The sequence below is a fragment of the Streptomyces hyderabadensis genome (assembly GCF_020404845.1).
Classification (GTDB): domain Bacteria; phylum Actinomycetota; class Actinomycetes; order Streptomycetales; family Streptomycetaceae; genus Streptomyces; species Streptomyces hyderabadensis.
Window position 1 is genome coordinate 44,893 of sequence record NZ_JAIOJZ010000050.1, and the last position, 13,427, is coordinate 58,319.

At 74.1% G+C, this 13,427-nt stretch carries 14 protein-coding genes; 8 read left to right on the top strand and 6 right to left on the bottom strand.

The window, feature by feature from the left end; all coding sequences use genetic code 11:
- Positions 1 to 570, bottom strand: coding sequence for a hypothetical protein (locus K7854_RS29720; RefSeq protein ID WP_226029646.1), 570 nt, complete (start codon positions 568 to 570; stop codon positions 1 to 3).
- 211 nt (positions 571 to 781) lie between these two features.
- On the opposite strand from K7854_RS29720, the gene hmgA reads away from it, so the two are divergent.
- Genes hmgA through K7854_RS29735 form a run of 3 tightly spaced genes read left to right on the top strand, consistent with a single transcriptional unit; the run spans position 782 to position 4,057 of the window.
- Positions 782 to 2,098 (top strand): homogentisate 1,2-dioxygenase, encoded by a 1,317-nt coding sequence (hmgA, locus tag K7854_RS29725; protein WP_226029647.1) that lies wholly within the window; start codon positions 782 to 784, stop codon positions 2,096 to 2,098.
- A gap of 26 nt (positions 2,099 to 2,124) precedes the next feature.
- Positions 2,125 to 2,874 carry a GntR family transcriptional regulator gene (locus K7854_RS29730; protein ID WP_226029648.1) on the top strand — a complete coding sequence of 250 codons (750 nt, stop codon included), beginning with the start codon at positions 2,125 to 2,127 and terminating at the stop codon, positions 2,872 to 2,874.
- A gap of 22 nt (positions 2,875 to 2,896) precedes the next feature.
- Positions 2,897 to 4,057 (top strand): type ISP restriction/modification enzyme, encoded by a 1,161-nt coding sequence (locus K7854_RS29735; protein ID WP_226029649.1) that lies wholly within the window; start codon positions 2,897 to 2,899, stop codon positions 4,055 to 4,057.
- A 25-nt stretch (positions 4,058 to 4,082) separates the two neighbouring features.
- Here K7854_RS29735 and K7854_RS29740 read toward each other — a convergent pair whose 3' ends face one another.
- Positions 4,083 to 4,787 (bottom strand): TetR/AcrR family transcriptional regulator, encoded by a 705-nt coding sequence (locus K7854_RS29740; RefSeq protein WP_226029650.1) that lies wholly within the window; start codon positions 4,785 to 4,787, stop codon positions 4,083 to 4,085.
- A gap of 63 nt (positions 4,788 to 4,850) precedes the next feature.
- On the opposite strand from K7854_RS29740, the gene K7854_RS29745 reads away from it, so the two are divergent.
- Positions 4,851 to 5,855, top strand: a complete 1,005-nt coding sequence (locus K7854_RS29745) for an ATP-binding cassette domain-containing protein (protein ID WP_226029651.1) — start codon at positions 4,851 to 4,853, stop codon at positions 5,853 to 5,855.
- Positions 5,852 to 6,667, top strand: coding sequence for an ABC transporter permease (locus K7854_RS29750; protein ID WP_226029652.1), 816 nt, complete (start codon positions 5,852 to 5,854; stop codon positions 6,665 to 6,667). Before K7854_RS29745 ends, K7854_RS29750 begins: the two co-directional genes overlap by 4 nt.
- A gap of 212 nt (positions 6,668 to 6,879) precedes the next feature.
- On the opposite strand, the gene K7854_RS29755 is transcribed toward K7854_RS29750, so the two are convergent.
- From K7854_RS29755 to K7854_RS29765, 3 genes are all read right to left on the bottom strand, one after another.
- Positions 6,880 to 7,149: a hypothetical protein gene (locus tag K7854_RS29755; protein WP_003977105.1), complete on the bottom strand. Its 270-nt coding sequence runs from the start codon at positions 7,147 to 7,149 to the stop codon at positions 6,880 to 6,882.
- A gap of 115 nt (positions 7,150 to 7,264) precedes the next feature.
- Positions 7,265 to 8,038, bottom strand: coding sequence for an anti-sigma factor (locus K7854_RS29760; protein WP_226029653.1), 774 nt, complete (start codon positions 8,036 to 8,038; stop codon positions 7,265 to 7,267).
- Positions 8,035 to 8,577 carry a sigma-70 family RNA polymerase sigma factor gene (locus tag K7854_RS29765; protein WP_226029661.1) on the bottom strand — a complete coding sequence of 181 codons (543 nt, stop codon included), beginning with the start codon at positions 8,575 to 8,577 and terminating at the stop codon, positions 8,035 to 8,037. Before K7854_RS29765 ends, K7854_RS29760 begins: the two co-directional genes overlap by 4 nt.
- 196 nt (positions 8,578 to 8,773) lie before the next feature.
- On the opposite strand from K7854_RS29765, the gene K7854_RS29770 reads away from it, so the two are divergent.
- On the top strand, positions 8,774 to 10,465 hold the full coding sequence (locus tag K7854_RS29770; protein WP_226029654.1) for a serine/threonine-protein kinase: 1,692 nt from the start codon (positions 8,774 to 8,776) through the stop codon (positions 10,463 to 10,465).
- Here the strand turns inward: K7854_RS29770 and K7854_RS29775 are convergent.
- Positions 10,435 to 11,241 (bottom strand): SGNH family lipase, encoded by an 807-nt coding sequence (locus tag K7854_RS29775; protein ID WP_226029655.1) that lies wholly within the window; start codon positions 11,239 to 11,241, stop codon positions 10,435 to 10,437. The two genes, K7854_RS29770 and K7854_RS29775, sit on opposite strands and share 31 nt — an antisense overlap.
- A gap of 216 nt (positions 11,242 to 11,457) precedes the next feature.
- Here K7854_RS29775 and K7854_RS29780 point away from each other — a divergent pair, with 216 nt between their 5' ends.
- A complete protein-coding gene (locus K7854_RS29780; RefSeq protein WP_226029656.1) occupies positions 11,458 to 12,552 on the top strand; it encodes a DUF5925 domain-containing protein in 1,095 nt (364 codons plus the stop codon).
- Between the two features lie 34 nt (positions 12,553 to 12,586).
- Positions 12,587 to 13,357: a DUF72 domain-containing protein gene (locus K7854_RS29785; protein WP_226029657.1), complete on the top strand. Its 771-nt coding sequence runs from the start codon at positions 12,587 to 12,589 to the stop codon at positions 13,355 to 13,357.
- Positions 13,358 to 13,427 lie beyond the last annotated feature (70 nt).

Genomic DNA, 13,427 nt, shown 5'->3' on the forward strand with positions numbered 1-13,427 from the left:
TCACCGGTCCGCCGCCGGTGCGGTGGCCGTCCGGTCCTCGATCTCCTCCGGCCGCGTCGCCCCGGTCGGCCCGGTGTCCGACGCCGTGATGTCCGCCGTGCTCTCGACGGGCTCGCCGTCGACGGCCCAGACGGTGTCGTCGTCGGCGTACAGGCGGACCGTGACCTGGTGCGTGCCGCGCGGGACCAGGTCGGCGGGGAGGCGGTAGCGGGGGCCGCGCAGGCGGGTGAGGAGGTCGCCGTCGAGGAAGAGGTGGGCGACACCGCGGCCGGCCACCGCCTTGGCCTGCGTGCCGGCCGGCGAGAACCGGAAGTCGCGGACGGTCAGGCGGACGTCCCAGCTGTCGTCGGCCTCGGGCTGCACCTCGATCCCGACGTCGGGGGCGTGTTCGGCGTCCACCTCGCGGTAGCGCCGGCCCTCCTCGTCGGTGGCGTCGAGCAGCTTGCCCACCGGTGTGACCGAATCCCCGGCCTCCGGTTCACCCACGTCATCCGAGCCGCAGCCCGCCGATCCGGTCAACAGCAGGACACAGACCGCGAGCACGGCGAGCACTCCCCGCGTCCACGACATGACGCGAGACTAGAACACGGGTCCGACGCTCCGGATCCCCCGGGGGTCTGGTTCCGGTCATCCTCACGACGGACGACCAGGAAGGGGCGGTGCGGGGAAGTCCTCTTGCGCCACGTCCGATCACGCCCTCTTGCGCACGGGAAACCGCAATCCTACGGTGTGCCATAGGAATCGGACCGGAATCAGTCGTCGGGTTGCGAGGGAGCGATCAATGAGCGGGGACGCGCGGAAGACCGCGGAGGGACTGGCCTATCTGTCCGGTTTCGGGAACGAGCACAGCTCGGAGGCCGTGGCGGGCGCGCTGCCCGAGGGCCGGAACTCTCCGCAGCGGGCACCGCTGGGCCTGTACGCGGAGCAGCTGAGCGGCACGGCGTTCACCGAGCCGAGGGCGCACAACCGGCGCTCGTGGCTGTACCGGATCCGTCCGTCGGCCGCGCACCCGGCGTTCACCCGTTCGGGCAACGGAACGATCCGCACGGCGCCGTTCAACCAGGCCGTGCCGGACCCCAACCGCCTGCGGTGGAACCCGCTGCCGGCGCCCGGGCCCGCCACGGACTTCGTCGCGAGCCTGTGGACGCTCGGCGGCAACGGCGACGCGACCCAGCGCACCGGCATGGCCGTGCACCTCTACCACGCGACGGCGTCCATGGAGCGGGTCTTCAGCGACGCGGACGGGGAGCTGCTGATCGTCCCGGAGCGCGGCGGGCTGCTGCTGCGCACCGAGTTCGGGCTGCTGCACGCCGAGCCGGGCCACGTGGCGCTGATCCCGCGCGGGGTCCGCTTCCGCGTGGAGCTGCTGGACGGGGACGCCCGCGGGTACGTAGGCGAGAACTACGGCACCCCGTTCCAACTCCCCGACCTCGGCCCGATCGGCGCCAACGGCCTGGCCAACGCCCGGGACTTCCGGGCGCCGGTCGCGGCGTACGAGGAGCACGACGGCCCGGTGGAGGTGGTCAACAAGTTCTGCGGCAACCTCTGGACCGCCGAGTACGACCACTCCCCGCTCGACGTCGTCGCCTGGCACGGCAACCACGTGCCGTACGTCTACGACCTGCGCCGTTTCAACGTCATCGGCACCATCTCGTACGACCACCCCGATCCGTCGATCTTCACGGTGCTCACCTCCCCCTCGGACACGCCGGGTCTGGCGGGCGTGGACTTCGTGGTGTTCGCGCCGCGCTGGCTGGTGGGCGAGGACACCTTCCGGCCGCCCTACTTCCACCGGAACGTGATGAGCGAGTACATGGGCCTGATCGAGGGCGCCTACGACGCCAAGGCGGAGGGCTTCGTGCCGGGCGGCGGCTCGCTGCACAACATGATGTCGGCGCATGGCCCGGACCGGGAGACCTTCGACCGGGCGAGCGCGGCCGAGCTGAAGCCGCAGCGGATCGACGACGGGCTGGCGTTCATGTTCGAGACCCGGTGGCCGGTGACCCTCACCCCCCACGCCGCCCGCGCCGAGCACCTGCAGCCCCGCTACGACGACGTCTGGCAGGGCCTGGAGCGGCACTTCCGCCCCTTGCACTGAGCATTCCCTACCGGTACGGATGGCCCGTGACCTCCTTCGCCCCGGACTCCATCGTCCTGAACCGCAAGCTGCCGCTCTGGTACCAGGTGTCGCAGTCGCTGCGCGCCTCGATACTCGGCCGCTCGCCGCGGGACCCGCTGCGGCTGCCCACCGAGGAGCAGTTGGCCCTGCACTACGGGGTGAGTGTGCTGACCATGCGGCAGGCGCTGAAGGAGCTGGAGGACGAGGGCCTGATCACCCGCCACCGCCGGCGGGGCACGTTCATCGAGCCGCACGCCCGGCGGGGCGCCCCGGTGCGGCTGCTCGGCTCGGTGGACGCGATCGTGGCGCAGCAGTCCGGCATGAAGGCCGAGCTGCTGGGCCACGGCACCGCTCCCGTGCCCTCCGAACTCGCCGAGTTCTTCCCGCGGCTGCCCGAGGTGGCGACGTACCACCGGCTGCGCTGCGACGAGAAGACGGGTGAGCCGACCAACCACGCCCGCAACTACGTCCGGCCCGAACTGGCCGGGTGCATCGACCCGGACGACCTCGCCCGCTGGCCGATGACGAAGGTGCTGCGGGACGTGGTGGGCGTGGACATCAGCCGGATCACGGACACCGTCGAGGCCCGGCTCGCGGACCCGGAGACGGCGCGGCTGCTCGAAGTCCCGCTGCTCAGCCCGATCCTGCACTACACGGGCATCACCTACGACACCGCGGGCCGGGTGCTCGACGTGGCCGTCATCCACTACCGGGGCGACCGGTTCTCCTTCACGGTCACCCTGGATGCCACGTGAGGCCGCGGCGCCCCGTCGTACGATGCCCGGCGTGACGCACGACGACGCCCCGCCGCTGGCGGACCTCATGCCGTGGTCCGTCGCACCGCCGCGGCTCGGCCGGGGGTGGCCGACGGCTCCCGACGCGGCGTCCCTCAAGGCCCGCTGGGACGCCCTGCTGAAGGCCGAGGGCCCCGACCGGGCGGCCCTGTTCGAGCCGAGCCGCTCGCGCACACCGCACTCGGCGGTCGGACGGCTGCCGGGCGGCGCCGGGGGCACCGAGCGGCTGGCGCGCGCCGCGGGCCCCTGTCCCGAGCCGGTCCGGGTGCTGCGGGCGCCGTTCGACGAGCAGTGGCTGATCCCCGACCACCGGCTGATCGACGCGGCCCGTCCGGAGCTGTGGCGGGTGGCGGACGAGCGGCAGGTGTTCGCCGTGGAGGTGCCCGACGCCGCCGGTCCGCCGCTGCTCCTGGCGACCTCGTTGCTGCCGCTGTCCGGCCCGGCCCGGATCCGGCCGCTGTACCGCCGCCCCGGCGGCACGGAGCCCAACCTCGCGCCGGGCCTCCTGGACCACCTGACCGCCCGCCTCGGCCTGCGCCCCGGCCCGCTGGACGTGCTGGCCTGGTCGGTGGCGGCGGTGCGGCCCGGTTCGCTGGTCCCGCTCACCGCGGACGCCGCGCTGTGGGAGCGCGGGGTCGAACTGGGCCGGCGCGCCCTGTGGCTGATGCGCCGGGACGGAGAGCGCCCCAAGCTGCCCGGCGGCCGCCGCCCGTACGTCCGTGCCCCGCTGCCCCCGCGCCCGCTGACCCTGCGCTACGACCGGGAGGAGGAGGCCCTCTTGCTGGACGAGGGCCGCGTCTCCCCCGTACCGCCCGGTGCCTGGGACTTCGAGGTGGGCGGGGTGCGGGTGCTGGAGCAGTGGTTCGCGGCCCGCACGGCCGGGGGCGAGCCGGGCACCCTGGCGGCGATCCGCCCGGCCGGCTGGCCGCAGGCCTGGACGTCCGAGCTGCTGGAGCTGATCACGGTCCTCGCGCTGCTGGCCGAAGTACTCGGAGCGTGCCGGGAGTTGGCGGTGACGGACGGGATCACCGCGGGCGAGCTGCGCGAGGCGGGCGTCCTGCCGGCGCCTGCGTCGGCCCGCCGGCCGGCCTCCGTCCTGGACGAGCGGGAGGAGGGGCCGGAGGGGCAGCTGGCGCTGCTGTGACCCCCTGCGGAACCGCGGCCCCGGCTCAGCCGAACCCGTCCAGCACCCGCGTCAGCGCCCGCTCGAAGACTCCCTCCAGGTCGATCGGGCCCGCGTCCTCGGCGAAGGACGCCGCCAGCCGCGGGTAGGCGCCGCTCGCGACCTGCCGGCCGAGGTAGGCGATGCGCGCCGCGTTCTCCTCGTCGGCGGACCAGGGCAGCGAGCGGGTGCGCTCGGCGGTGGCGATCTCGTTGCCGACGTACGTCGTCACCACGCCGTTGACCATCGCGACCAGCTCCATCTTGGTGCCGTAGGGCGCCTGGAAGGGGTCGAGGCAGGACAGGCAGTGCTCCAGGTAGCGCAGCGCGTTGGGGCTGAAGCCGTAGACGGGGGACATCAGGCGGGGCAGCCAGGTGTGGCGGTGCATCAGGGCGCGGGTCTGGTGGGCCACCCGGATCATGTCCGCCCGCCAGTCGCCGCTGGGCTCCCACAGCTCGTGCTCGCCGCTGACCGCGTCCATCATCAGCTCGTACAGGTCCTCCTTGCGGGGGACGTAGTTGTACAGCGACATGGTGCCGCAGCCCAGCTCACCGGCGACACGGCGCATCGTGACCGCGTCCAGCCCCTCGGCGTCGGCGATCCGCACCGCGGCCGCGGCGATGTCGGCGCGGGTGTAGGCCGGTCTCGGCCCCCGGCCGGTGCGCTCGGGGCGCGACCAGATCACTTCGGGTACGGCCGCTCGGCCCGCCATCGTGCATCACCTCGGCCACCATCCTAGTTACGTACAACGTACGTAGTGCGCTATGGTCGACCCATGACTACTACGTACGCTGTACTTAGTGAGGGTCTGGAGAAGCGCTTCGGCACCGTGCACGCGCTGCGCGGCCTGGATCTCGCGGTGGCCGAGGGCACGGTCTGCGGGCTGCTCGGGCCGAACGGGGCCGGCAAGACCACGGCCGTCCGGCTGCTGACGACGCTGCTGCGCCCGGACGCGGGGTCCGCGCGGGTCGCCGGGCACGACCTGGTGCGCGAGGCGGCCGCGGTCCGGCGCCGGATCGGGGTGACCGGGCAGTACGCGTCGGTGGACGGGGACCTCACCGGACGGCAGAACCTGCGGCTCTTCGCCCGGCTGCACCGGGTGCGGGACGCGGCGGCGCGGACCGACGCGCTGCTGGACCGCTTCGGCTTGACCGACGCCGCCGACCGGCCCGCCGCCACCCTGTCCGGCGGCATGCGGCGCCGTCTCGACCTGGCCGCGAGCCTGGTCCGCCGCCCCGACGTGCTCTTCCTGGACGAACCGACCACCGGGCTCGACCCGGCCAGCCGCAACCGGATCTGGGACGCCGTGCGCGCCCTGAAGGCGGACGGCACCACCGTGCTGCTCACCACGCAGTACCTGGAGGAGGCCGACCGCCTGGCCGACGACATCGCCCTGGTGGACCGCGGCCGGGTGGCGCACACCGGGTCACCGGCCGAACTCAAGGCACTGGTGGGCGCGTACGCGGAGGCCGTCGTCGCGGACCGGGACGCCCTGGCGCGGGCGGCGGCGGTCCTGGACCGGGTGACCGGGGCCGCGCCGGCCCTCGACCACGAGCGGCGCACCGTCGGCGCCGTCAGCACCGATCCGACGCTGACCCTGCCCCGCCTGGTGCGCGAACTGGACGCGGCGGGGGTCCCTCTGGTGGACGCGAGCCTGCGGCCGCCGACCCTCGACGACGTCTTCCTCCGCCTGACCGACGGCAACGGGAGCGACGACGGCAACGGCAACGGCAACGGCAACGGCAACGGCAGCAACGACGGCAGGGAGCTGGCGGCATGAGCACGGCGACGACGGGGCCGTACGGCTCGGCGCACGGCCTGGCGTACGACGGGGCGGCCATGCTGGGCCGCCAGTTGCGGCGGGTCCGGAACAATCCGGGTCTGCTGATCCTCACCCAGACGATGCCGATCACGATGCTGCTGTTCTTCGGCTACGTCTTCGGCAGCGCGCTGGCGATGCCCGGCGAGGAGTACCGGGCGTTCCTGGTGCCCGGACTGCTGGTCGCCACGGCGGCCAACGGCATCATGACCGGCATGTTCCAGGCCGCCCAGGACACCCACCGGGGGGTGACGGACCGCCTGCGCACGCTGCCGGTGAGCCGGGCCGCCGTACCGCTGGGACAGTCCGTCGCCGACGTGCTCGTGACGGCCGCCGGGACGGTGCCCGTGCTGCTCGTCGGGCTCGCGGTGGGCTGGCGGGTGGAGGGCGGTGCGCTCGGCGCGGCGGGCGCGGTGGGACTGTTGCTGCTGTTCCGGTTCGCGACGACGTGGATCGGGATCTTCCTGGGGCTGCTCACCCGCAACGAGGAGGCCGCCGGTCAGCTGGGCGGCGCGACCTTCGTCCTGCCGCTGCTGTCCAACGCGTACATCCCGACCGACGGACTGCCGGGCTGGCTGCGCACGGTCGCGGAGTGGAACCCGATCAGCGCGGTGACCACGGCGCTGCGGGACCTCTTCGGCAACGCGCCGGTGCCGCAGGACGCGGCCTGGCCGGTGACGCATCCCGTCGCCAGGTCGCTGGCCTGGTGCGCGGTGCTGCTGGCGGTCTTCGTCCCGCTCGCGGTGCGCCGGTACGCGCACGGGGGCCGCTGAACGAGCCGGGGCGCGTCACCGCCGGTGGGGAGACGGCGGGAGAGGGCCGCGGTGCGGGAACGTGCGGACGGGTACGGGACGGACGTACGGAGCCGGGTCCACCGGGGACGACCCGTGCCCGGGAGCACACCGGGGCGCCGCTGCGTGCCGTGGGGATGACGGACGGGTGCCGCGGCGCCGCGCCGGGAGGTGTGACCCCCGGAGCGCGGGCCTCAGTTGCCGCCGAACAGCGAGCGGCGCAGTCGGCGCAGTGGCGCGAACAGCGAGACCCGGCGCACCCTGGCGCCCCGGTTGCTGCGCTTGTGCGCGGGCTCACGCGCGGTCAGCTCACGCATCAGCGACGTCGCCTCCACGGTCTCCCGCGGCGGCAGGGCAGGCCCGCCGAGCACCGCGAGATGACGGTCGAGGCGCGAGCTGGTCGCGCTGCTTCCGCAGGTGATGGCAGGGACCCTTGCCCTGCTGCGCACTGTTATCTGTTCCATGTCACTCCCCACCCGTACGAGTCCACCCGGCCCGGGCAGGGTAACCCTATCGCCCCGGTACGGCATGCGTGTATCGCGGTCACAGGATTCACCTTCCCCGTAAGGGGGTTGACGATTACTCTCCGAATCCAACAGATTCCAGGCCGAGTTGGACGACCGGCTCACTGGTCGGCAGATCCGACCCCCCGTCTGGTTCGACCGTCACCGCGAGTGACGTCGCGGAGCGGCCGAGGCCGGCGGCGACCAGGGGCGTGTCGCCGTCGAAGAGCCCGAGGGAGCGCGGCTCGGCGCCGGGGCGCATCAGCCACAGTTGGTGCACGCGGTCGCCCGGCGGCTCGCCGTACCCGCTCAGGGTCACCACCGCGCGCCCCCTGGACACGGAGGCGACCACCGCGACTCCGCGGCCGTGTGCGTCGCCGCCGCGCGCCGCGCGGGCGTCCGGAGCGGCGAGAACGTGGGCGATCTCACGTGTCCGGTCCCGTGCGGTGTCCAGCTCGGCCTGGACGTGGTGGGCCCGTACGGCGAAGAGCGCGGCGACCACGAGCGCCGCGGCGGCCGTCACGGTGGCGAACGGCACGAACAGCGGGCGGTGCGGCCGGGAGCGCGCGGGCGCGGGCCCGCCGGAGGGCGCGGGCTCCTGCGCGGTGGTGCGTACGGCGGCCAGGACCCGCTCGCGCAGCGCGTGCGGCGCCGGGGCGGCCGTGGACCAGGCCAGCCGGACGGCGTCCTCGGACAGCGCCCGCACCTCGGCGGCGCAGCGGCCGCAGCCCTCCAGGTGCCGTTCGAAGCGGACCCGTTCGGTGCCCGCCAGGGCGTCCAGGGCGTAGGGGGCGGCGAGTGAGTGCAGGGCGCGGGGGCGGCGGCCCGGCAGCCGGCCGAAGGGGCTCATGCGACGCCTCCCAGGCAGTCGCGCAGGCGGCCCAGCCCGTCCCGCATCCGGGTCTTCACCGTGCCCAGCGGAAGGCGGAGGCGCTCGGCCACCTCCCGGTAGGTGTAGCCGTCGTAGTAGGCGAGGGTGACCGACTGGCGCTGCAGCGCGGTCAACCGGTCGAGACAGCGCCGCACCCATTCGCGTTCGAGCCCCGCCTCGACCTCCTCCGCGACCTGGTCGAAGGCGGGCTGGTGGGCGCGGCGGGCCGCGCGCCGTTCGCGTTCGCCGGCCGCGCGGGCGCTGCGCACCCGGTCGACGGCGCGGCGGTGGGCGACGGTGAGGATCCACGACAGGGCGCTGCCCCGGCGGGGGTCGAACCGCGCCGCGGACCGCCAGAGTTCGAGCAGTACCTCCTGCGCCACCTCCTCCGACTGGGCGGGGTCGCGCACCACGCGCCGCACGAGTCCGAACACCGGCCCCGACACCAGTCCGTACAGCTCCTCGAAGGCCTTCTGGTCGCCGCCCGCGACCAGCACCAGCAGCTCGTCCGCCTCCACCCGGGCCCCCTCTCCGCGGGCCGTCCGGCCCGTCGACGTCCCCACCGGGCGCGCGGTGGCCCGCCCGTCGCATGGGTTACGGACGGGCCGCCCGAAAACGCCAGTCCGCGAGCCGGATCGGCGTCAGGAGGGCGGCATCCGAACCGGGTTGGGCTACTTTGTGAAGGGTCCGCGCGCGACGTCATAGGGGGCGACCGTGTCCGGAGAACCCGACGGTGAGCGTGTGATCGCCGGCCGCTACCGTCTCCTGTCCCCGCTCGGCGAGGGCGGCATGGGCACCGTGTGGCGCGCCCGCGACGAGGTGCTGCGGCGCGAGGTGGCCGTCAAGGAGGTGCGCGCCCCCGCGGGACTGCCGCAGGCCGAGGTCGGGCGGATGTACGCCCGGCTGGAGCGCGAGGCGTGGGCCGCCGCCCGGATCTCCCACCCCAACGTGGTCACGGTGTACGACGTGGCCACCGACGGGGGTCGGCCGTGGATCGTGATGGAGCTGGTGCGCGGGCTGTCCCTGGCCGATCTGCTGGAGGCCGAGGGCCCGTTGGAGCCCCGCCGGGCCGCGCTGACCGGCGCCGAGGTGCTGGCCGCGCTGCGGGCCGCGCACGCCGCTGGGGTGCTGCACCGGGACGTGAAGCCCGCCAACGTGCTGCTGGCGAACGACGGCCGGGTGGTGCTCACCGACTTCGGGATCGCCAGGGTCGAGGGCAGCGAGGCGCTGACCATGACCGGCGAGGTCGTCGGCTCGCCCGAGTTCCTCGCCCCGGAACGGGCGCTGGGCCGCACGCCGGGACCCGCGTCCGACCTGTGGTCGCTGGGCGTGCTGCTGTACGCGGCGGTGGAGGGCGTTTCGCCGTTCCGCCAGGACACCCCCCTGAGCACCCTGCGGGCGATCGTGGACGAGGAGTTGCCGCCGCCGCGGCGGGCGGGTGCGCTCGGGCCGGTGGTGGAGGGCCTGCTGCGCAAGGATCCGGCCGAGCGGCTCCCGGCGGACGCGGCCGAGCGGGCGTTGCGGCTGGTGGGCGCGGGCGGGACACCGTCCGGCTCGTACGCGCCGACGGTCGCGGCCCACCCGGTGGCGCCGGGGACGCCGGGGCCACCGGGCATGCCAGGGATGCCGGGGACGCCCACCGCGCCGACGCCGCCGATGCCCGTGCCCGCGACCGGGAGCACGTCGGCGCCGGGCGCGTCCGGGGGCCGGGACCGGCGGGCGCGGGCCGTGCTGGTGGCGGGGGCGGCCGTGCTGGTCCTGGCGCTGGCCGGACTGACGTACTCGCTCCTGGACCGCTCGGACGGCGGTGGCGGGACGGAGGGTTCGGGCGGGAGCCGGGACCCGGGGGGCGCGTCCACGGCTACGGACGGAAGGGAGCCGAGCCCGTCGGCGTCGTCCGCGAGCGGCAGCGGTCGGAGCACTCCCCCGCCGCAGTCGGTGAAGGTGTCCGTGACGGGCTCGCGCACCCACTACGCGGGAGTCTGTCCGCCGCCGCACGACCGGGCGCCCGTCTTCACCGCGACGTTCACGGTGGGGCGGCTGCCCGCGGAGGTCGGCTACCGCTGGGTGACCGCGGACGGGACGGTCTCCGACCCGGGCTGGCGGACGCTGTCCTTCCCGTCGGGCGGCGACCGCTCGCGCCAGGACACCGTGGTGGTGACGACGCACGACGACGACGGCGCGTTCGAGAGCGCCGTGCGCGTGGAGGTGCGGACACCGGTGCGGGCCACGTCGAACGCGGTGGCGTTCTCGGTGACCTGCGGGACCGGGACCGGGACCGGGACCGGGACGGGGACGGGGACGGGGACGGAGACCCCGACGGGCGGGGCCTCCTCCTCTTCTCCTTCCGCTCCTCCTTCTGCCTCCGCCTCGGGTCAGGCGGCGCCGTTGAGGACCGGCAGGTAGCCGCCGGACTGGCCGGCCGCGGTGGGGTGGTACGACTCGCCGATGTTCAGCCAGTTGACGCTGTGCAGCCAGGGGCTGCCGGAGCACAGCTCGTGGCCGGTGAAGGTGGTGCGGACGTCGCCGAAGGTGAAGCCGTGGGCGGCGGCGCGCTGGGCGATGACGGTGTTGAGGTGGTCGGAGGCCTTGTTGATCGCCGTCCGCTTGGTCTCGGACAGGCCGATGCAGGTGGTGCCGAGCTTGTAGAAGCGCGGGTAGCCGATGACGACGACGTGGGCGTTCGGCGCCTTGTCGCTGATCGCCGAGTAGACGCCGTCGAGCTTGCCGGGCAGCGTCGAGTCGACGTACGCCTCCGCGGTGGCGATCCGCGACAGGCAGGAGCTGTCGGACTGGAGCACACAGGTCGTCATGGTGTCGCCGAACCCGGCGTCGTTGCCGCCGATGCTGATCGAGACGAGGCCGGTGCCGGTGCTGAGCGGGCCGAGCTGTCCGGAGAGAACATCACCCGTACGGGCGCCGGAACAGGCGGTGAAGTCGAACGTGGAGGGCGAGTGGGCGGCCGCGTACAGGTACGGGTGGGACTTCGTGCTGCGCTTGCAGTCGCCGCTGGAGCTGATGTAGCTGCCCGATCCGACCCCGGAGGAGTAGGAGTCGCCGAGGGCCACATAGCCGTCGGCTGCGGCGGGTTGGGCCGCCTGGGCGGTCGCGGCCCCGGTGAGGGCGGCGCCGGCGGCGAGGAGGAGCGAACTCAGGAAGCCGACAAGTCGGAAACGTCTCATGGAACCTCCCTTAGCAGGATTGCTGCCACAACCGTGGTAGCGACTACGCGCGTTGACTGGAAGTGCTCATGTCAATAATTGGCTGACACTCGTTCAAATTCGGACGAAAATCAGGCGTTTGAACGGCCGTCGGGGCCCGACGCCCCGGGCGCCCGTGCCACGCGTGTGCCCGGGAAAGCGGGTGCGTGCGGCGGCCGGGTGCCGGATCATGGCGGCATGTCCGTGAACCCGCACGAAGTCCTGCCGATCCGGCTCAACGTGGACGACAGCGACTCCCCGTCCGATGTCGTCGACGCGCTGTTCCTCGGCCGTTTCGCCACGGGTGAGCAGCCGTACTCGCACGCGGCGAACATCGACCGCGTACGGTCCGGTGCCACGCTGCTGCCGCCCGGCGCGCGCGTGCTGCGGGTCGCCCGCGACGACGACCGCAGCGCGACGCTGGCGGAGGGCGACGGCTGGACGCTGCTGATCTCGCGCTGGAACCGGGGCGCCGACGTCACGGTGACGGCGACCAGCGCCGACCTGGCCGAGAAGGTGCTCGGCGAGGCGACGGACGGAGCGGCGGACGAGCCCGAACCGCAGCCGGAGAACGTGACGATGGGCTTCTGGTACGTCTCCCCGCGGCGCGGCCCGCACCGCACCACCCGCCAGATCGCCGCGGGCACCTGGGACGAGGTCCGGGCCAACTACACGGCGCCGGTCGCCGAGGCGATGGACGGCCTGATGAAGACGACGCCCGAGGACATCGCGGGCCGGCTGCTGCTCCTGCACGGTCCGCCGGGCACCGGCAAGACCTCGGCGCTGCGCACGCTGGCCCGTTCCTGGCGGGACTGGTGCCAGGTGGACTGCGTGCTGGACCCCGAGCGGCTCTTCTCCGACGTGGGCTATCTGATGGACATCGCCATCGGCGAGGAGGACGCGGCGGGCAAGGGCCGCTGGCGGCTGCTGCTGCTGGAGGACTGCGACGAACTGATCCGCGGCGAGGCCAAGCACACGGCGGGTCAGGCACTCTCCCGCCTGCTGAACCTCACCGACGGCCTCCTCGGCCAGGGCCGCAACGTCCTGGTGGGCGTCACGACCAACGAGGACCTGGAGCGGCTGCACCCGGCCGTGGTCCGCCCCGGCCGCTGCCTGGCCCGCATCGAGGTCGGCCCGCTCACCCGGCGGGAGGCGGTGGACTGGCTCGGCGGCGAGGAGGGCGTCGGCCGCGAGGGCGCCACCCTGGCGGAGCTGTACGCCCTGCGCCGGGGCACCTCGCCGACCGCGCTGCCGGAGCCGCGGGCGGGCACGGAGGCCGGGCTGTACCTGTAGCCCGTCATCCCCGGCACGGTGTTTTCATGAGGGTATGACCCTGTTCGTCGGCACGTCGGGCTGGCAGTACCGGGACTGGCGGGAGGCCCTCTACCCGCCCGGTCTGCCGGTCCGGCTCTGGCTGGAGCACTACGCGGCCGCCTTCGCGACGGTCGAGGTCAACAACGCCTTCTACCGCCTGCCCGCCAGGGAGACCTTCGCGGCCTGGCGGGACCGCGTCCCACCGGACTTCACGGTCGCGGTGAAGGCGAGCCGCTACCTGACGCACGTCAAACGCCTGCGCGATCCGGCGGAACCGGTCGCCCGCCTGATGACCCACGCGGCCGGACTCGGCGACCGTCTCGGCCCGGTCCTGCTGCAACTGCCGCCGACCCTGCGCGCCGACCCGGCCCTCCTGGACACCTGCCTGGCCTGCTTCCCGCCGGGCACCCGGGTCGCCGTGGAACCCCGGCACGCGTCCTGGTGGACGCCCGAGGTCCGCGAGGTCCTCGTGTCCCGGCGCGCGGCCCTGTGCTGGGCGGATGTCCGGTCCCGCCCGGTCACGCCCCTGTGGCGCACCACCGACTGGGGCTACGTCCGCTTCCACGAGGGCCGGGCCACCCCCTGGCCCCACTACGGCCGCCGCTCCCTGGCCACGTGGATCGACCGCATCGCGACCACCTGGCCGGACACGAGCGACGTCTACACCTACTTCAACAACGACCCGAACGCGGCAGCGCCGACAGACGCGGCGTTGTTGGCCGAACTGGCCCGCACTTCAAACCGGACGGTCACCAGAACGCGCCCTGAAGGGGCGCGGGGCTGAGACATGTGCGGCTCCGCCGCGTGGGCGCGACCAGCCACGACGACCCCGCAGCCGGACAACGACCCGAACC